The organism is Dietzia sp. WMMA184, from assembly GCF_002441635.1.
Lineage (GTDB): Bacteria > Actinomycetota > Actinomycetes > Mycobacteriales > Mycobacteriaceae > Dietzia > Dietzia kunjamensis.
Map to the genome: position 1 here is coordinate 470,539 of NZ_NXEI01000001.1, position 19,248 is coordinate 489,786.

At 70.3% G+C, this 19,248-nt stretch carries 19 protein-coding genes; 18 read left to right on the plus strand and 1 reads right to left on the minus strand.

What is annotated here, in order from left to right; genetic code table 11:
* Nucleotides 1–139 precede the first annotated feature (139 nt).
* The 18 genes from thrS to CK206_RS02265 all read left to right on the plus strand — a co-directional run bounded on the left by thrS (nt 140) and on the right by CK206_RS02265 (nt 18,124).
* Nucleotides 140–2,239 (plus strand): threonine--tRNA ligase, encoded by a 2,100-nt coding sequence (gene thrS, locus CK206_RS02180; RefSeq protein ID WP_096905391.1) that lies wholly within the window; start codon nt 140–142, stop codon nt 2,237–2,239.
* An 86-nt stretch (nt 2,240–2,325) separates the two neighbouring features.
* Complete coding sequence (locus CK206_RS02185) at nt 2,326–2,838, plus strand: HIT domain-containing protein (RefSeq protein WP_254050662.1); 513 nt, start codon at nt 2,326–2,328, stop codon at nt 2,836–2,838.
* A gap of 12 nt (nt 2,839–2,850) precedes the next feature.
* Nucleotides 2,851–3,495 (plus strand): phosphatidylinositol phosphate synthase, encoded by a 645-nt coding sequence (gene pgsA / locus CK206_RS02190; RefSeq protein ID WP_096905393.1) that lies wholly within the window; start codon nt 2,851–2,853, stop codon nt 3,493–3,495.
* Entirely contained in the window at nt 3,492–4,400 is a 909-nt protein-coding gene (locus CK206_RS02195; RefSeq protein ID WP_096905394.1) for a phosphatidylinositol mannoside acyltransferase, read from the plus strand. Before pgsA ends, CK206_RS02195 begins: the two co-directional genes overlap by 4 nt.
* Before the next feature lie 7 nt (nt 4,401–4,407).
* Entirely contained in the window at nt 4,408–5,523 is a 1,116-nt protein-coding gene (locus CK206_RS02200) for a glycosyltransferase family 4 protein (protein ID WP_096905395.1), read from the plus strand.
* Entirely contained in the window at nt 5,513–6,112 is a 600-nt protein-coding gene (locus CK206_RS02205; protein ID WP_096905396.1) for an NUDIX hydrolase, read from the plus strand. The genes CK206_RS02200 and CK206_RS02205 overlap by 11 nt, the downstream gene beginning before the upstream one ends.
* A 95-nt stretch (nt 6,113–6,207) precedes the next feature.
* A complete protein-coding gene (gene pdxS, locus CK206_RS02210; protein WP_096905397.1) occupies nt 6,208–7,113 on the plus strand; it encodes a pyridoxal 5'-phosphate synthase lyase subunit PdxS in 906 nt (301 codons plus the stop codon).
* Between the two features lie 7 nt (nt 7,114–7,120).
* On the plus strand, nt 7,121–7,984 hold the full coding sequence (locus CK206_RS02215) for an acyl-CoA thioesterase II (RefSeq protein WP_096905398.1): 864 nt from the start codon (nt 7,121–7,123) through the stop codon (nt 7,982–7,984).
* On the plus strand, nt 7,981–8,595 hold the full coding sequence (gene pdxT, locus CK206_RS02220) for a pyridoxal 5'-phosphate synthase glutaminase subunit PdxT (protein WP_096905399.1): 615 nt from the start codon (nt 7,981–7,983) through the stop codon (nt 8,593–8,595). The genes CK206_RS02215 and pdxT overlap by 4 nt, the downstream gene beginning before the upstream one ends.
* Nucleotides 8,596–8,676: 81 nt before the next feature.
* Nucleotides 8,677–9,429: a YebC/PmpR family DNA-binding transcriptional regulator gene (locus tag CK206_RS02225; RefSeq protein ID WP_096905400.1), complete on the plus strand. Its 753-nt coding sequence runs from the start codon at nt 8,677–8,679 to the stop codon at nt 9,427–9,429.
* Between the two features lie 61 nt (nt 9,430–9,490).
* Nucleotides 9,491–10,150 carry a crossover junction endodeoxyribonuclease RuvC gene (locus tag CK206_RS02230; protein ID WP_096905401.1) on the plus strand — a complete coding sequence of 220 codons (660 nt, stop codon included), beginning with the start codon at nt 9,491–9,493 and terminating at the stop codon, nt 10,148–10,150.
* Nucleotides 10,147–10,746 (plus strand): Holliday junction branch migration protein RuvA, encoded by a 600-nt coding sequence (gene ruvA / locus CK206_RS02235; RefSeq protein ID WP_096905402.1) that lies wholly within the window; start codon nt 10,147–10,149, stop codon nt 10,744–10,746. The genes CK206_RS02230 and ruvA overlap by 4 nt, the downstream gene beginning before the upstream one ends.
* The gene (gene ruvB / locus CK206_RS02240; RefSeq protein WP_096905403.1) at nt 10,746–11,870 is read left to right on the plus strand and encodes a Holliday junction branch migration DNA helicase RuvB; all 1,125 of its coding nucleotides are present in this window, start codon (nt 10,746–10,748) and stop codon (nt 11,868–11,870) included. Before ruvA ends, ruvB begins: the two co-directional genes overlap by 1 nt.
* A gap of 89 nt (nt 11,871–11,959) precedes the next feature.
* On the plus strand, nt 11,960–12,268 hold the full coding sequence (gene yajC / locus CK206_RS02245) for a preprotein translocase subunit YajC (RefSeq protein WP_096905404.1): 309 nt from the start codon (nt 11,960–11,962) through the stop codon (nt 12,266–12,268).
* A 73-nt stretch (nt 12,269–12,341) separates the two neighbouring features.
* The gene (gene secD, locus CK206_RS02250) at nt 12,342–14,042 is read left to right on the plus strand and encodes a protein translocase subunit SecD (protein WP_371606814.1); all 1,701 of its coding nucleotides are present in this window, start codon (nt 12,342–12,344) and stop codon (nt 14,040–14,042) included.
* Nucleotides 14,039–15,100 (plus strand): protein translocase subunit SecF, encoded by a 1,062-nt coding sequence (secF, locus tag CK206_RS02255; RefSeq protein WP_096905406.1) that lies wholly within the window; start codon nt 14,039–14,041, stop codon nt 15,098–15,100. The genes secD and secF overlap by 4 nt, the downstream gene beginning before the upstream one ends.
* Nucleotides 15,097–15,654: an adenine phosphoribosyltransferase gene (locus tag CK206_RS02260; RefSeq protein ID WP_096905407.1), complete on the plus strand. Its 558-nt coding sequence runs from the start codon at nt 15,097–15,099 to the stop codon at nt 15,652–15,654. Before secF ends, CK206_RS02260 begins: the two co-directional genes overlap by 4 nt.
* Nucleotides 15,655–15,700: 46 nt before the next feature.
* Entirely contained in the window at nt 15,701–18,124 is a 2,424-nt protein-coding gene (locus CK206_RS02265) for a bifunctional (p)ppGpp synthetase/guanosine-3',5'-bis(diphosphate) 3'-pyrophosphohydrolase (RefSeq protein WP_096905408.1), read from the plus strand.
* A gap of 114 nt (nt 18,125–18,238) precedes the next feature.
* Here the strand turns inward: CK206_RS02265 and CK206_RS02270 are convergent, their stop codons facing one another.
* Complete coding sequence (locus tag CK206_RS02270; RefSeq protein WP_096905409.1) at nt 18,239–19,162, minus strand: peptidylprolyl isomerase; 924 nt, start codon at nt 19,160–19,162, stop codon at nt 18,239–18,241.
* Between the last annotated feature and the right edge of the window lie 86 nt (nt 19,163–19,248).

The window sequence follows — 19,248 nt, forward strand, 5'->3', positions numbered from 1 at the left end:
GGGTGCAACGTCGCGCCGCGGTCCGGGATTCCGTCAGGGCCCCGGGTAGCATGGACCGGCCCGGTCCCTGTCGTGGACCGGTGTCAGCCCGGGTGGCCCACCGGCACCCGACGTCCACTGCCCGAGGAGATCTCCCCCCGTGTCCGAGAACCGCATTCCGGAAACCGATGCCGACGCGACGGGTGCGGCCCCTGTGACGACCGTCGTCCCGGCCGGTGAGCCCGCGGGCAAGATCCTCGCCGAGCGGGAGCTGCAGTCGCGCAGCGGCCCGCAGACGATCGTCGTGGTGCGGGACCCGGAGGGGACCCTGCGGGATCTGTCCTGGACGCCCGCCGAGGACACGGAGGTGGAGCTCGTCCGGGCCGACTCCGAGGACGGGCGGTCGGTGATCCGGCATTCGTGCGCACACGTGCTCGCCCAGGCGGTGCAGGACAAGTTCCCCGAGGCCAAGCTCGGGATCGGCCCGCCGATCGAGAACGGCTTCTACTACGACTTCGACGTGGCCGAGCCCTTCACGCCCGAGGACCTCAAGGACCTCGAGAAGCGGATGAAGAAGATCATCAAGGCCGGCCAGCGCTTCTCGCGGCGGGAGTACGCCTCGCTCGACGAGGCGCGCACCGAGCTGGCGGGCGAGCCGTACAAGCTCGAACTGGTCGAGGACAAGGGCCGGGCGGACGCCGGCGACGCCGACGGCGCGGTGGCGCTCGAGGACTCCGAGATCATGGAGGTCGGCGCGGGTGCGCTGACCGCCTACGACAACCTCAACCCCCGCACCGGCGAGGTCATCTGGTCGGATCTGTGCCGCGGCCCGCACACGCCCACCACCAAGTTCATCCCCGCGTTCACACTCACGCGCTCGTCCGCTGCCTACTGGCGGGGCGATCAGAACAACGCCGGTCTCCAGCGGATCTACGGCACTGCCTGGGAGAGCACCGAGACCATGGACGCCTACCTCGACCGTCTGGCCGAGGCGGAGAAGCGGGATCACCGTCGGCTCGGGACCGAGCTGGACCTGTTCAGCTTCCCCGACGAGATCGGGTCCGGGTTCCCGGTGTTCCACCCCCGCGGCGGGATCATCCGCAACGAGATGGAGCAGCACTCCCTCAGGCGCCACCTGTCCGCCGGGTACTCGCTCGTCAACACCCCGCACGTGACCAAGGGCGACCTGTTCCGCAAGTCCCAGCACCTGAGCTGGTACTCGGAGGGGATGTTCCCCCCCATGGTCCTGGACGCGGAGTACGACGCGGACGGCAGGGAGACCAAGCCGGGGCAGGACTACTACGTCAAGCCGATGAACTGCCCCATGCACAACCTGGTCTTCGACTCCCGCGGCCGCTCGTACCGCGAGCTCCCGCTGCGAATGTTCGAGTTCGGCACCGTGTACCGGTACGAGAAGTCCGGGGTGATCCACGGTCTCACCCGCGCCCGCGGCTTCACCCAGGACGACGCGCACATCTACTGCACCGAGGAGCAGATGGAGGGCGAGATCGCCTCCGTGCTGTCCTTCATCATCTCGCTCCTGCGCGACTACGGCCTCGAGGACTTCTACCTCGAGCTGTCGACCAAGGACCCGGAGAAGTACGTCGGCGGCGACGAGATCTGGGAACGCGCGACCGACACGCTGCGTCGGGTGGCCACGAACTCCGGCCTCGAGCTGGTCCCGGACCCGGGCGGGGCCGCCTTCTACGGCCCCAAGATCTCGGTCCAGGCGCGTGACGCGATCGGGCGGACGTGGCAGATGTCGACGGTCCAGCTGGATTTCAACCTGCCCGAGCTGTTCGACCTGACCTACAACGCCGCGGACGGCACCAAGAAGCGGCCGGTGATGATCCACCGCGCTCTCTTCGGCTCGATCGAGCGGTTCTTCGCCGTCCTGCTCGAGCACTACGCCGGTCTGTTCCCGGCGTGGCTGGCGCCCGTGCAGGTGGTGGGCATCCCCGTGGCGGAGGCGCACGAGAAGCATCTCGAGGACGTGATCGACGAGCTCCGGGGGCGCGGTATCCGCGCCGAGCTCGACGTCTCCGACGAGCGGATGCAGAAGAAGATCCGCAACCACACCACCGGCAAGGTCCCGTTCATGCTCCTGGCCGGTGACCGCGACGTCGAGGCGGGCGCGGTGAGCTTCCGGTTCCCGGACGGGACGCAGCTCAACGGGGTCTCGCGGAACGCCGCGATGGACAAGATCTCGTACTGGGTCAACTCCCGACGCAACGACGTGCCGACCGCGGAGCGCGTGTGACGGCCGGAGATCCGTCCTCCACGGGCGTCTACCGCCAGTTCGGGGTGGGGGAGGACAACCTCCAGTTGTTGTGGGCGCCCTACCGGATGTCGTACATCGCCGAGTCGCGTCCCGAGCCGGCCGAGGGGATGACGGGGGAGCCGTTCCTCGACATCCCGCGGATGAGCGACGAGGACGGGCTGGTGGTCGCCCGGGGCGAGCACGTCTACGTCGTGCTCAACCTGTTCCCCTACAACCCGGGTCACTCGATGGTGGTGCCGTACCGCAAGGTGGCGGACCTGGAGGACCTCGACGACGACGAGTCCCGCGAACTCATGTCGTACACGCAGCACCTGATCCGGGTCATCAAGGCGGTCTCGAACCCGGACTCGTTCAACGTGGGGCTCAATCTGGGTGGCGCGGCCGGCGGGTCCCTGTCCGAGCATCTGCACCAACACGTCGTGCCACGCTGGATCGGTGACGCGAACTTCATTACCGTGACCGGCGGGACCAAGGTGCTGCCGCAGCTCCTCCGACAGACGCGGCAGCTGCTCTCGGAGGCGTGGTCCACCACGGTGTCATCGGATGGCGTGTCCGGACCAGACCGCACCTCGAAGTAGGCAGGGAGTCGAATGCTCAGCGAGTACGGAAGGTCGGGGGTCGCCAGGGTGGCCCACCCCCTGGCGGCGTTCCTCGTCCGCAGCGGCGTCACCGCCAACGGGATCACCCTCGCCGGCCTCCTGCTGACCTGTGCCGCGGCGATCACCCTGTTCGGACCCGGTCACCTGGTGGCCGGCGCGATCGTCATCGCACTGTGCACCCTGTTCGATCTGGTGGACGGGGCGGTCGCCCGCGCGAGCGGGGGCGGGTCACCGTACGGGGCCCTGGTCGACGCTGTCTCCGACCGGGTCGCGGACGGCGTGATCCTGGCGTCGCTGGTGTGGTGGCTGGTCCACACCGAGCCCGACAACCGGTACGCGCTGGTCATGCTCCTGTCCTGCCTGATCCTGTCCCAGGTGGTGTCCTACTCCAAGGCCCGCGCCGACGCGGGCGGGCTGCGCACACCGGGCGGGCTGATGGAGCGCGCCGATCGCCTGGTCCTCATCCTGCTCGGCGCCGGCCTCGAGGGGCTGGGGGTGCCGTGGGCGCTCGAGGTCGGGCTGACCGCCGTCGCGGCGGGCAGTTTCGTCACGGTGATCCAGCGGGTGTGGGGCGGACGCACCGACTACCTCGAACGCGTGGCGCGTAGCGCCGCCCCCGCGGTGGGAGACCGATGAGCGCGCTCGGTGATCGCCTTTCCGATCTCGGGTACGCCGCCGGATGGGCAGTGGTGCGCGCCCTTCCAGAGCCGGCCGCGCGCGCCCTCTTCCGTGTGGGCGCCGATCTCGCGGCCCGCCGACAGGGTCCGGACTCGCAGCTGCGCAGGAACCTGGCCCGCGTCCTCGGGGTCGCCCCGGCCGAGGTCCCCGACGACCTCATCAGGGAGTCCTTCCGCTCCTATGCCCGCTACTGGCGCGAGGCCTTCCGTCTCCCCTCGATGGACCGCGAGGCCGTGGCCCGCGAGATGGACCGGACGATCGCCGGGGTCGAGAACCTCGACGCGGCGCTCGAGCAGGGGCGCGGGGTGGTCGTCGCGCTGCCGCACTCGGCCAACTGGGACCTGGGCGGCACCTGGCTGGCGCGACGCTACGGCGGGTTCGCCACCGTCGCCGAGAGACTCGAGCCGGAATCGCTGTACCAGCGCTTCCTGGACTTCCGCGAGGGCCTGGGCTTCACCATCTACCCGCACACGGGCGGACCCACCCCGCCGCTGGACGCCCTGCGCGAGTACCTCGCAGGGGGCGGGATCGTCTGCCTACCGGGGGAGCGGGACCTGCGCCGGACCGGGGTGCCCGTGACGTTCTTCGGCGAGCAGACGCGCATGCCCGCGGGTGCGGCCCGGCTCGCGGTGGAGACCGGCGCGCCGCTGCTGGTCGCCCAGTTCTGGTACGCCGACGAGGAGACGATGCGGGTCCGCATCACCCCGCCCATCGACGTCTCGGACGGGATCGAGCCGGCGGTCCAGGCGATGGCCGACCTCTTCGCCGAGGGGATCGCCCGACACCCCGCGGACTGGCACATGCTCCAGCCATTGTGGCTGGACGACCTGCCGGCCGAGCGGCGTGCGCGGATCGAGGGCTGACCCCGCCGTGCGCATCGGCATGATCTGCCCCTACTCCTTCGACGCCCCGGGCGGGGTGCAGGCCCACGTCGTGGACCTGACCGAGGAGCTGCGACGCCGCGGACACACTGTCCGGGTCCTGGCCCCGGGCAGTCCCGGCAGCGCGCCGGTCTCCGGGATGACCCTGACCGGGCCGGGCGTCCCGATCCCCTACAACGGCTCCGTGGCCCGGCTCAGCTTCGGCCCCGCCACCTGGCGGGCCACCCGGCACTGGCTCCGCGAGCAACCGCTGGACGTCCTGCACATCCACGAGCCCAACGCCCCGGGCGTCGGCATGTTCGCCCTGGCGATGTCCTCCGGGCCCATCACGGCCACGTTCCACACCTCCACCACGGGGTCGATGATCCTCGGCGCCGCCGACGGGGTCCTGGCCCCGCTGCTCGAGAAGATCCGCGGTCGGATCGCGGTGTCGACCCTGGCGCGCCGCTGGCAGATGGAGGCCCTGGGCTCCGACGCCGTCGAGATCCCCAACGGGGTCGACGTGTCCGCGTTCACCGACGTCGACACCTCCGCCGAACCGACCGACGCACCGACCGTGGCGTTCCTCGGCCGCTACGACGAACCCCGCAAGGGGATGGGCGTGCTCGCCGCGGCGCTCCCCGCCGTCCTGCGGGACGTCCCGGACCTGCGGTTGAGGGTCATGGGCGACGGCGACGAGCGGGCACTGCGCGCCGCCCTCCCGGCCGGGTTGGACGTGGAGTTCCTCGGCCGGGTCGACGACACCCGCAAGGCCGCGGTGCTGGCCGCGGCGGACGTCTACTGCGCACCCAACACCGGAGGGGAGAGCTTCGGCATCGTCCTCGTGGAGGCCATGGCCGCCGGGACCGCCGTCGTGGCCGCCGACCTCGACGCGTTCCGCCGGGTCCTCCGGGACGGCGAGTGCGGGGAACTCGCCACGGTCGGCGACGCCGACGCCCTCGCCGCCGCACTCACGAGGGTCCTCACCGACCCCGGGCTCCGCGCCGACCTCCGCACCCGCGGTCTCCAGGCGGTCCGGGAGTACGACTGGCCCGTCGTCGCCGACCGGGTCGTGCGTGTGTACGAGACCATCCGCGGCCCGGGGGAGACGCTCCGTGTCCGTTGAACTGATCGTCCTCGTCGTCGTCGTCCTCGTCGCCGCGCTCGCGGCGTTGCTGACCGCGTACCTCACTGCCCACCGCCTGGACCGGCTCCACATCCGCACCGACCTGGCCCGCGCCGCCCTGACCGGGGCCCTGGAACGACGCCACACGGTCGCCGCCGCCGTCGCCAGCGACCTCTCGGCGCGGGACCCGGCGGGCGCGGACCGCCTGGTGCGGGCGCTCGCGCACGCCCGCGCCCACGCCCCGGGGGCGATCGCCGGGCCGGACCCCGCGCCGCACCCCGACCACCGACGCCGTCGCGACACGGGCAGCTTGCCGGACGATGCCGGCGAGCCCGACGCCGAGGTCGCGGAGAACACCCTCGGCGTGGTCCTGTCCGGGGTCGACACGGACGCGCTGCCCGGCGATCTCGCCGCCGAACTGGAGGACGCCTCGGATCGCGTGTCCATGGCCCGTCGCTTCTACAACGACGCCGTCCGCGACACCCGCAGTCTGCGGGAACAGGCCCCGGTCCGCCTCCTGAGACTGGCCGGCCGGGCCCCGATGCCCGGGTACGTCGAACTCGTCGACGCACCGCCACCGCAGGCCTGACCAACCCCGGTGGGGCGGCGGTTGGGGCGCCGGGGTGAGGGAGACCTACACTGGACCCCTGTCACACGTCGTCTGAGCCAGGAAAGGCCTATTTCGTGAGCGACCCGCAGTCCAGCGAGAACACCACCGGAACCGCACGCGTCAAGCGAGGTATGGCCGAGATGCTCAAGGGCGGCGTCATCATGGACGTCGTCACCGCCGAGCAGGCGAAGATCGCCGAGGACGCCGGCGCCGTGGCCGTGATGGCCCTCGAGCGCGTCCCCGCCGACATCCGGGCCCAGGGCGGCGTCGCCCGCATGAGCGACCCCGACCTCATCGACGGCATCATCGAGGCCGTCTCCATCCCCGTGATGGCCAAGGCCCGCATCGGGCACTTCGTCGAGGCCCAGATCCTCCAGGCCCTCGGCGTGGACTACGTCGACGAGTCCGAGGTCCTCACCCCGGCCGACTACGCCAACCACATCGACAAGTTCGGCTTCACCGTGCCGTTCGTCTGTGGCGCCACCAACCTCGGCGAGGCCCTGCGCCGGATCACCGAGGGCGCGGCGATGATCCGCTCCAAGGGCGAGGCCGGCACCGGTGACGTCTCCAACGCCACCACCCACATGCGCCAGATCCGCCAGCAGATCCGCAAGCTCCAGAGCCTGCCGTCCGACGAGCTGTACGTGGCCGCCAAGGAGCTCCAGGCGCCGTACGAGCTGGTCAAGGAGGTCGCCGAGACGGGCAAGCTCCCCGTGGTGCTGTTCACCGCGGGCGGCATCGCCACCCCGGCCGACGCCGCGATGATGATGCAGCTCGGTGCCGAGGGCGTGTTCGTCGGTTCCGGCATCTTCAAGTCCGGCAACCCCTCCGAGCGGGCCAAGGCGATCGTCAAGGCGACGACCTTCCACGACGATCCGGAGATGCTCGCGAACATCTCCCGCGGCCTCGGCGAGGCCATGGTCGGCATCAACGTCGACGACATCCCCGAGCCCCACCGGCTCGCCGAGCGGGGCTGGTGACCCGCCGGTGGCGAAGATCGAGGACATCCTCGAGATCGAGCGGATAGACCGCGACCTCTACCGGGGTCCGGCCATCCGCACGCACCTGCAGCGGACCTTCGGCGGCCAGGTCGCCGGTCAGACCCTCGTCGCCGCGGTCCGGACCGTGGACTCCGACAAGCACGTCCACTCCCTGCACGGATACTTCATCCGGCCGGGCATCCCCGACGTGCCGACCGTCTTCCAGGTCGACCGCCTCCGGGACGGTCGCAGCTTCGCCACCCGCCGTGTCACCGCCATCCAGGAGGGGGAGCCGATCTTCTCCATGTCGGCCTCCTTCCACCTCGTCGACCAGGAGGGCATCGAGCACCAGGACTCGATGCCCCGGGTCGTGGGGCCCGAGGAGATCGACGTCCCGACGATCGACGAGGCCCACCGCGTCTTCGTGGAGGAATGGGCCCAGTGGGACATCCGGATCGTCCCCCGGGACCGCCTGGAGACGAGTTCGGTCCTGGCCTCGCAGCAGCGGGTATGGTTCCGCAGCGTCGACACGCTGCCGGACGATCCGAACTTCCACGTGTGCACACTCGCGTACATGTCGGACATGACGTTGTTGGGCTCGGCCAAGGTCCCGCACCCCGACGAGCCCACCCAGGACGCCTCGCTCGACCACGCCATGTGGTTCATGCGCCCCTTCCGGGCCGATGACTGGTTGCTGTACGACCAGACCTCGCCGTCGGCGTTCGGGGGGCGCGCCCTCACCCAGGGGCGGATCTTCGACCGCTCCGGCCGACTCGTCGCCGCCGTCACCCAGGAGGGACTGTCCCGCCGTCTGCGCCCGGGTGCGCAGCCGTTCCCGGTGAGCACCACCGACGACCCGTCCGAGAAGTGAGCACGGACGCCCCGACCGTCGGTGTCCTCGCCCTCCAGGGCGATGTCGCCGAACACGTCCGCCACCTCGAGTCCGTCGGCGCGCGGGCCGTGGCCGTCCGCCGGCGCTCCGAACTCGACGGCGTGGACGGACTCATCCTGCCCGGCGGGGAATCCACCGCGATGAGTCGGCTACTGGACGTCTACGACATGTACGAACCGGTGGCCGAGAGGATCTCGGGCGGCATGCCGGTCTACGGCTCCTGCGCGGGCATGATCCTGCTGGCGTCGGTCGTCCTCGACACCCGGGCCGATGCCACCTGGTTCTCCGCGATCGACATGACCGTCCGACGGAACGCCTTCGGACGGCAGGTCGACTCGTTCGAGGCCGACCTCGTCGTCGACGCCCTCGGCGCCGACCCGGTCCGGACCGTGTTCATCCGCGCACCCTGGGTCGAGACCGTGGGCCCCGACGTGGAGGTACTCGCCCGCGTCCGCGCCTCCGACGGCCACGATCACGTGGTCGCGGTGCGGCAGGGCAACGCCCTGGCGACCTCCTTCCACCCCGAGGTGACCGACGACGTGCGCGTTCACCGGTACTTCGTCGACATGGTGCGGCAGTCGACCTCGTAGACTGGCCAGTCAGCGACACATCGCACCGGGCGGCCAACCGCGGTCGGCCCGGACTGACACCCCCGGAGGGCGGAACATCCCATGTCAGGCCATTCCAAGTGGGCCACCACCAAGCACAAGAAGGCCGCGATCGACGCCAAGCGCGGCAAACTCTTCGCCAAGCTCGTCAAGAACATCGAGGTGGCGGCCCGTACGGGCGGCGGTGACCCAGCCGGCAACCCCACGCTCTACGACGCCATCCAGAAGGCCAAGAAGAACTCTGTCCCGGGCGACAACGTCGAGCGCGCGCGCAGACGCGGCGCCGGCGAGGAGGCGGGCGGCGCCGAGTGGGAGACCATCATGTACGAGGGGTACGGCCCGAACGGCGTGGCCCTGCTCATCGAGTGTCTGACCGACAACCGCAACCGCGCCGCGGGCGAGGTGCGCACGGCGATGACCCGCAACGGCGGCAACCTCGCGGACCCCGGTTCGGTGGCCTACCTGTTCACCCGCAAGGGCGAGATCGTGCTGGACAAGGGTGAGCTCGAGGAGGACGACGTCCTCATGGCCGTACTCGAGGCCGGGGCCGAGGAGGTCAATGACCTCGGCGAGCAGTTCGAGGTGGTCTGCGAACCCACCGACCTCGTCCGGGTGCGCACCGCGCTCCAGGAGGCCGGCATCGACTACGACTCGGCCGAGTCCGGGTTCCGCGCCTCGGTCGAGGTGACCGTCGACGCCGACGGCGCCGCGAAGGTCTTCAAGCTCATCGACGCGCTCGAGGACTCCGACGACGTCCAGAACGTCTACTCGAACCTCGACGTGCCGGACGACGTGCTGGCGGCGCTCAACGCCTGATGGGCGGCCCACTGGTAGGGTCTCGAACGTAGGTTCTACCACTGGTCGGCGAAAGGTCGCTATGCGCGTGATGGGTGTGGACCCGGGACTGACCCGGTGCGGGCTCGCGCTGATCGAGACCGAGCCGGGTCGGGCCGTCACGGCGTTGGACGTGGACGTGGTGCGGACGACCGCCCAGGAACCACTCGAGAGGCGCCTGCGGGCGGTCCACGCCGTGGCGGACGAGTGGATGGAGATCCACCGCCCGGACGTGGTCGCCATCGAGCGGGTCTTCGCCCAGAACCAGGTCTCCACCGCCATGGGCACTGCCCAGGCCGCCGGCGTCGTGGCACTGGCCGCCGCCTACCGCGGCATCCCGGTGGCCTTCCACACGCCTTCCGAGGTCAAGGCGGCCATCACCGGCAGCGGGCGCGCGGACAAGAAGCAGATGACCCTGATGATCACCCGGATCCTCGGCCTGCAGAAGCCCCCCAGCCCGGCGGACGCGGCCGACGCCCTCGCCCTGGCCGTGTGCCACAGCTGGCGGGCGCCCATGCAGGGCCGGGTCGCCGCGCTGGACGGCCATGTCGCGCGGTCCCGGGCCGGGTTCGAGTCGAAGGTGGCGGCGGCACGGGACGCCGCCACGTCGAACGCACACGGTGGTCGCAGCGCGGCCGCCGATCAGGAGCGCGCCCGGGCCGCGGCCCGGGGCATGGCGCGGACGAAGGGAGTGCGCTGGTGATCGCCTCGATCCGGGGGACCGTGGCCGAGATCGGCCTGGACCGCTGCGTGGTGGAGACCGGGGGAGTCGGGGTGCTCGTGCACGCGACCCCCGCGGCGCTCGCCGGTCTCCGGCGCGGGGCGGAGGGGATGCTCCACACGGAGCTGGTGGTGCGCGAGGACTCGCTCACCCTGTACGGATTCGACTCGGTGGACGCGCGTCAGTTGTTCCTCACCGTGCAGACCGTCTCCGGCGTCGGACCACGACTGGCACTGGCGATCGTCGCGACCCTCGAGCCGGAGGCCCTCGTCCGGGCTCTCGGAACCGGGGACGTCAGGGCGTTGACCCGCGTCCCCGGCGTGGGCAAGCGCACGGCCGAACGCATGGTGCTGGAACTCAAGGACAAGGTCGGTCCCGTGTCCGACGGTGGCTCCGTGGGGATCCAGGGCGGCGCGACAGGCGGGTCGGCCGCGACCGAGGTCGCAGAGGCACTCGAGGGCCTGGGCTTCTCCTCCGCGGAGGCCGAGAAGACCGCCACCGCGGTGCTCGCCGCCGAGCCGGACCTCGACCCGGCGCAGGCCCTGCGACTGGCCCTCAAATCACTTGGTAGGCGCTGATGGCGGGACCGTTCGACGCGCCCGGCGACGGGCGTTCCCCCGACGTCGACGACGGGGCGGGCCACGAGGGCGAGCTGTCCGCGTCCGCGACCCCGTTCGATACCGACGTCGAGGGTGCCCTCCGACCTCGCAGCCTGGGCGAGTTCATCGGTCAGGAGACGGTCCGGGAGCAACTGGACCTGGTCCTCACCGCCGCCACCCGCCGCGGGGTCGTACCCGACCATCTGCTCTTCTCCGGGCCGCCCGGGCTGGGCAAGACGAGTCTCGCGATGATCGTCGCGGCCGAACTCGGCGGCTCACTACGGATCACCTCCGGTCCCGCCCTCGAACGACCCGGCGACCTCGCCGCGATGCTGTCCAATCTCATCGAGGGCGACGTGCTGTTCATCGACGAGATCCACCGCATCGCGCGCCCGGCCGAGGAGATGCTCTATCTCGCGATGGAGGACTTCCGGATCGACATCATGGTGGGCAAGGGGCCCGGGGCCACCTCGATCCCGCTGGAGATCGCCCCGTTCACCCTGGTCGGTGCCACCACGCGATCCGGAGCGCTGACCGGTCCGCTGCGCGACAGGTTCGGGTTCACCGCGCACATGGACTTCTACACGGACACCGACCTCGCCAGGATCGTCACCCGCGCGGCGGACATCCTCGCCATCCCCGTGGAGCCCGATGCCGCGCTGGAGATCGCCGGCCGGTCGCGGGGCACACCCCGGATCGCCAACCGGCTCCTGCGGCGGGTCCGCGACTTCGCCGAGGTCCGGGCCGACGGTCGCATCACCGTGCCCGTCGCCAGGGCCGCCCTCGAGGTCTACGAAGTGGACGAGCTGGGTCTCGACCGTCTCGACCGCGCGGTCCTCAGGGCGCTCCTCGTCCAACACGAGGGCGGGCCCGTGGGGCTGAGCACCCTGGCGGTGGCCGTGGGGGAGGAGTCCACCACCCTCGAAGAGGTCTGCGAACCCTTCCTCGTCCGGGCGGGTCTGCTCGCACGCACCCCCCGCGGGCGCATCGCGACCGCCGCGGCGTGGGAGCACCTGGGCCTCACCCGGCCAGGGCCCGACAGGGCGGCCGGGGACCCGATGTTGCCGGTCGAGGTCGACCGGGGCCCCGGCGCGCGCGGCTGAGCCCCGGGCTGGCATCCTCGGACGAGACCGTCCGTAGCCCGGACCCGCCAGCGACCCGGAACCGGCGGGTCCATGTCAGGAGGACCCGAATGGGACTGGAACTGCTGCTGCCGTTGATGATCGTCGTGCTGATCGTGCTGATGGTCCTGCAGAGCACGAGACAACGCAGGGCGATGAAGGACATGCGGGAGATGCAGGCCTCACTGACGGCGGGCGATCGCGTGCTCACCACCTCGGGTCTGCGCGCGACCATCGTCTCCGTGGGCGACGAGACCGTGGAACTGGAGATCGCCGAGGGCGTCCACACCCAGTGGGACCGCCGCGTCATCCGCGAGAAAATCGACGCCGGTACGACCCCCGGAGCCGACACCGGCACCGGTGCGGCGGATTCCCTGTAGGCCACGACCGGCGAGTAGTGTAATGGGGCCCTCCAGCCGGAGGGCCCCAGACGAAGACCGAGAGAGATCACCTGTGTCACCAGCTCGTCCTCGAGGCGCCGACGCCCGCCCCAGACCGTGGGCGCTGCTGTCCGCGTTCTTCCTGGTGCTGTTCATCATCTTCCTCGGCGCCTTCGCCGTCGCCGAGCGCGGCCTGACGCCCAAGCTGGGCATCGATCTGCAGGGCGGTACCCGCGTCACGCTGATCCCCAAGGGGGACCCCGACGAGGCCGACTTGCGACTGGCCCAGGACATCATCCGCGACCGGGTCGACGGGCTCGGCGTCGCCGGGACCTCGGTCGTCATCGAGGGCAGCAACATCGTCCTCACGGTCCCCGGTGAGGACTCCAGCCAGGCCCGTGACCTCGGCACCACCTCGCAACTGACGATCCGTCCCGTGCTGCAGGTCCAGCCCGTCGCCGAGGGCGACGTCGAGCCCGTGCCCGCCGCCAAGGGGGACCGCGACGCCGTCGCCAGGGAGGTCGAGGAGGCCCGCGAGATCCGCCAGGGCGACCCGCAGGAGCTCACCGAGACCCTCGCGACCTTCCGCTGCCCGGAGCGCGATGTCCTGGCCGGCTTCGACGACCCGTCCCAGGCCCTCATCGCCTGCGGTGAGGGCGCCAAGTACGTCCTCGGCCCGGTCCCGTTGCTCATCGGGGAACCGGAGGACGGGAAGCGACTCGACGGGCAACAGATCGTCAAGGACTCCGTCAGTTCCGGGTTCAACCAGCAGGCCGCCAAGAACGAGGTCTCCTTCCGGTTCAACGCCGGACCCGGTGAGCAGGGGAGCGCCACCTGGTCCCGCTTGACCCAGGAGAACCTCCAGCGGCAGATCGCCATCCTCCTCGACGGCGAGGTCATCAGCGCGCCCGTCGTCCAGGGCGTCACGCCGGTCGGTTCGGCGACCTCCATCACCGGTGACTTCAGCACGGACGAGGCGGCCTCTCTCGCCGCGAACCTGCGCTACGGTGCCCTGCCCATCTCCTTCGAGGACCCCAACGTCGACAACGTCCCGGCGTCCCTCGGTCTGGCCTCGCTCGAGGCGGGCCTGCTCGCGGGCGCCATCGGATTCCTGCTGGTACTGGCGTACTCGGCCTTCTTCTACCGCCTGCTCGGTGTGCTGGCGTTCCTCTCGCTGGCCCTGTCGTTCCTGCTCACCTACATCCTGTTGGTGTTCCTCGGATACACCGTCGACTACAGCCTCGACCTCGCGGGCATCGCGGGCCTCGTCATCGGTATCGGCATGACCGCCGATTCCTACGTCGTATTCTTCGAGCGCATCAAGGACGAACTGCGGGACGGCCACCGTTTCAGATCCGCGGTGCCGCGGGCCTGGAAGAGTGCCAGCCGCACCATCGTCACCGGCAACATGGTCAGCCTCATCGGAGCGCTGGTGCTCTACCTGCTGGCCAGCGGCGAGGTGCGCGGATTCGCGTTCACCCTGGGCCTCACGACCATCATGGACGTCTTCGTCGCGTTCACCGTGACCTGGCCGCTCGTCTACCTCGCCTCCACCAAACCCACCTTCGCCAAGACCTGGGCGAACGGGATGGGACGGATGGAGAACCTCCAGGCAGCCGCGGCGGAACAGCGCCGCATCGACCGGAAGACCGAGAGCGATCTCGAGCAGGGCCGGGGCCGCGGGGTCACCGCGACCATCCGCGGCCCGGGCGGCGACACCATCACCGAACCGCGCACCGAGCGTCCCGCCACCGATGAGGAGGAGGGCCGATGAGCACTCCCACGACCACCGAGCCCGGGAGCGGCGCCGCCGCCCCCGCCGGCCGGTCCGACAGTCTGTTCACGCGGCTCTACACGGGGACCGGGGCGTTCGGCATCGTCCCGAACCGCCGGAGGTTCTACGTCCTCACCACCGTGATCGTGGCGATCTGCCTGGCGAGCATCATCTTCCGTGGCTTCAGCTTCGGTATCGACTTCACCGGTGGCACCAAGCTCACCATGCCCGCAGCCGACCACGACAAGAGCCGCGTGGCCGCGGTGGTCGAGGAGTCGGTGGGTGAGGAACCGCAGACGGTGCAGATCGTCGGAGCCGGGGACGCGCGCATCGTCGAGGTGGAGACGCGGTTCCTCACCAGCGACGAGATCCGTGCGGCCAAGAACGCCCTCTTCGAGGAGTTCCGGCCGGTCACGGCCGACGGTGACGCCTCAGTGGAGGCGATCGGCGACTCCGCGCGCTCGGAGAGCTGGGGAGGACAGGTCACCGAGAACGCACTGATCGCTCTCGGGGTGTTCCTCGTCATCGTCTTCGCCTACATCGCGTTCCGCTTCGAGTGGCGGATGGCCACCGCAGCCATCGTCGCCCTGCTGTTCGACGTACTGACCACCGCCGGTGTCTACTCTCTCGTCGGCTTCGAGGTCACCCCGGCCACCGTGATCGGTCTGCTGACCATCCTCGGCTTCTCGCTGTACGACACGGTGATCGTGTTCGACAAGGTCGAGGAGAACACCCGCGGCATCAGACACACCGCGAGCCGCACCTATGCCGAAGAGGCGAACCTGGGTGTCAACCAGACCCTCATGCGTTCGATCCACACCACCATCATCGGCGTGCTGCCCCTGCTGGCGCTGGTCGTGATCGCCGTGTGGATCCTCGGGGTGGGCACCCTCATGGATCTGGCACTCGTCCAGATGGTGGGGATCATCACCGGCACCTTCTCCTCGGTATTCCTCGCCACACCCCTGCTGGTGTCGCTCAAGAACCGCGATCCGGAGATCAGACGCCAGACCGCCAAGGTCCTGGCCCGACGCGAGAAGGCCGAGGCCGCCGCATGACCGAACCAACTCTCAGCCCCGTCTCACCTGCCATCAGTTCGGCCGTGGAGCGGTTGATGCGTCGCGTCGAGGATTTCCCCTCCGCGGGCGTCCAGTTCTGCGACCTCACTCCGGTCCTCGCGGACGCCGACGGCTTCGATGCCGTCGTCGCCGGGCTGATCGCCGGGCACGAGATCGGCAGTGTGGACTACGTCGCCGGGCTCGACGCCCGGGGGTTCCTGCTCGCCGGCGCGGCAGCCGTGCGGCTACACACCGGGGTCCTGGCCATCCGTAAGGCCGGCAAGCTCCCGCCACCGGTGCATTCGCGGTCCTACGAGCTCGAGTACGGCGCCGCCACGTTGGAACTCCCCGCGGACGGGCTCGATCTCGGGGGGAAGCGCGTCCTCGTCGTCGACGACGTCCTCGCCACCGGGGGGACCCTCACCGCCGCGGTCGGTCTGCTGGAGGACTGTGGGGCGATCGTCGCGGGGCTGTCCGTGGTACTCGAGGTCCCCGGCCTCGGGGGGCGGGATAGACTGGCCGCCACACCGCTGACCTGCCTCACGGTCGCGTGACCGCCGGCCGTTCCTGACGGCCCGGAACTGGAGGGAGGAGCCGGAGATGACGCAACGGCAGGACCCCGCCGGGCAGCCGGACGGGGGCGCGCAACCCGGACAGACGGCTCAACCCCAGCCCTCGACACCCCAGCCCTCGACACCCCGGCCCCCGGCACCCCAGTCCGCGACACCCCAGTCCGCGACCCAACCGCTCCCCGTGATCCCGGGCAACCGCCCGTCCGCCGGTCGACGGGTGCGAGCGCGGTGGGCGCGCCGCCTCACCTCGGGTCTGACCGTCACCTCCACGCCGGCGGTTCTCGAACCGCTGGTGCGCGTCCACCGGATACACCACGCCAAGGCCGACGTCGGTCTGCTGGCACGCGCGTACACCCTCGCGGAGAAGCAACACGAGGGCGTCTACCGCAAATCCGGCGATCCCTACATCACCCACCCAGTCGCCGTGGCGACCATCTGCGCGGAGATGGGGATGGACACCACGACGCTCGTGGCGGCGCTGCTGCACGACACGGTCGAGGACACCGACTACTCGCTCGCACGGCTGGAGGCCGACTTCGGCGGTGAGGTCGCTCATCTGGTGGACGGCGTCACCAAGTTGGACAAGGTCGAGTTCGGCGAGGCCGCCGAGGCGGAGACCATCCGCAAGATGATCATCGCGATGGCACACGACCCGCGCGTCCTGGTGATCAAGGTCGCCGACCGCCTGCACAACATGCGCACGATGCGGTTCCTGCCGCCCGAGAAGCAGGTCAAGAAAGCGCGGGAGACCCTCGAGGTGATCGCCCCGCTCGCGCACCGGCTGGGGATGGCGACCATCAAGTGGGAACTCGAGGACCTCGCCTTCGCGATCCTCGAGCCGAAGAAGTACCAGGAGATCGTGCGGCTCGTCGCCGACCGGGCCCCCAGCCGCGACGTCTACCTGCAAACGGTGACCAACCGGGTCAGGGCGGACCTCGAGAAGGCGCACATCCAGGCGCGGGTCGAGGGCCGACCCAAGCACTACTGGTCGATCTACCAGAAGATGATCGTGCGCGGTCGGGAGTTCGACGAGATCCACGACCTCGTGGGCATTCGTGTCCTGTGCGAGGACGTGCGCGACTGCTACGCCGCGATCGGGGTCGTCCACTCGACTTGGAAGCCGATGCCGGGGAGGTTCAAGGACTACATCGCCCAGCCCCGCTTCGGCGTGTACCGGTCGTTGCACACCACCGTGATCGGACCCGACGGCAAACCCCTCGAGATCCAGATCCGCACCCACGAGATGCACCGCAACGCGGAGTACGGCATCGCGGCGCACTGGCGCTACAAGGAGACCCGCGGCAAGCACAACGGCGACCCCGCCGAGGTCGACGAGATGGCGTGGATGCGGCAACTGCTCAGCTGGCAGCGTGAGGCCGCCGATCCCGGCGAGTTCCTGGACTCCCTGCGTTTCGAGATGACCAGCAAGGAGATCTTCGTCTTCACCCCCAAGGGGGACGTCATCAACCTGCCGGTCGGCGCCACGCCCGTGGACTTCGCCTACGCGGTCCACACCGAGGTCGGTCACCGCTGCATCGGGGCACGGGTCAACGGCAAACTCGTCGCCCTCGAGCGCCCGCTCGAGAACGGCGAGGTGGTGGAGGTCTTCACCTCCAAGGACCACAACGCCGGCCCCAGCCTGGACTGGCAGAAGTTCGTGGTCTCCGGCCGCGCCAAGAGCTCGATCCGGCAATGGTTCGCCAAGGAGCGCCGAGAAGAGGCCCTGGAGCGGGGCAAGGACCTCATCACCCGTGAGGTCCGACGGGGCGGGGTCCCCGTCCACCGCATCTTCTCCAACGAGTCGCTCGCCGGCGTGTCCCGCGAGCTCGGATTCGCCGACGTCACCGCGCTCTACACGGCGATCGGGGAGAACCACGTCTCCGCCAAGACCGTGGTCGGTCGTCTCATCGCCGCCCACGGGGGCGTGGACGAGGTGACCGAGGAACTGGCCGACCGCTCCCGCGACAAGACCATGACCCCGCCCCGCCCCACGACCTCCGGGGCCGGCGTGCTCGTGGGCGGTGTCGAGGACGTCCACGCCAAGCTCGCCCGCTGCTGCACCCCGGTGCCGGGGGACCAGGTCCTGGGTTTCATCACGCGCGGCGGTTCGGTCAGCGTGCACCGCACCGACTGCACCAACGCCTCCGACCTGCACCGGGAGCCGGAGCGACTGGTCAAGGTCGAATGGGCGCCCCAGCCGGGCGCGGTGTTCCTCGTGGCCATCCAGGTGGAGGCCCTCGACCGCCACCGTCTGCTCTCCGACATCACCAAGGTCCTGGCCGATGAGAAGGTCAACATCCTGTCCGCGTCGGTGCAGACCGCGGGCGACGACAGGGTGGCGATCTCCCGGTTCACCTTCGAGATGGCCGACCCCAAACACCTGGGTCACGTTCTCGGCGCGGTCCGCAAGGTCGAAGGCGTCTTCGACGTCTACCGGATGACCTCGAACTGACCGACGCCTCCGCGGCTGACCGACCCTCCGCGGCCGGCGGTCGCGGACCCGGTGGGACGACGCCGGCCCCGGCCGGGAGGCCGGGACCGGTGCTCACGGCCGGGTGCTACGGGTTCACGCCTCGGGCAGACCCTCCTGGGCGCCGACCGTGACCTTCTCGATGACCACCGGTCGGCGCGGTGCCTCGTAGTCCGGATCGCTCTGGTCGTCGCTCTTCGTCCCGGCCTCGGCGATTTCGTCGAGGACCTCCAGACCGGACTCGCCGATCGTGCCCATCACGGAGTACTCGGGCGGCAGCATGGAGTCCTCGTACACGAGGAAGAACTGACTCCCGGCGCTGTTCGGCGCCTGCGACTTCGCCATGGCGACCGTGCCGCGCGGGTAGACCGACATACCCGAACCGTCCTCGGCCACGGGGAGATCGGTGGGCGGCTCGTCCACGATCGAGTACCCGGGGCCCGAGAGCCCGGTCCCCGTCGGGTCACCACACTGCAGGACGGAGAGCTGCGAACCCTCCCCACCCTGCGTCAGTCGATGGCACTCGGTGTCGTCGAAGTACTCCTGCTCGGCGAGGTGCACGAAGCTCGCGACGTTGCAGGGGGCGCCCTCACGGTCGAGGGTCAGGGGGATCTCACCGCTACCGGTGGTCACGACGATCTCGGCCGTGCCCCTCCTGGCCTGGTCCCCGGTCGGGGGGTCCATCTCGCGCTTGGACTCCTCGATCTCGTCGACCTGCTCGTTGAAGCGACGCGCCTCGGCGACGATCTCGGGCCCCTGGTCCTCGAACTCCGCCGGGTCGACCTTCTCCATGGGACTGGTGTCCTGCGGGTACTCACAGGTCACCCAGTCGGCGGCGTACTGCTCGGCGCGGGACTGTTCCGCCTTGTTCCAGACCACGACGCCCACGATGCCGAGGAGGACCACCACCACGACCGAGGCACCGGCGATCTTCAGCTGCTTCTCGCGGCGCGCCTGCGCCTCCATCTGCTCACGCAGACGTTGGCGCGCCTCGGCTCGGCGTTCCTGGTTGGTGGACACTGACCCTCCTGGGGACCTGGACTAGGCTGGGACTCCACGGGCGGATCCGTACGGTGGGGCTCCGTGAAGAGCCCCACGCGGCGGTC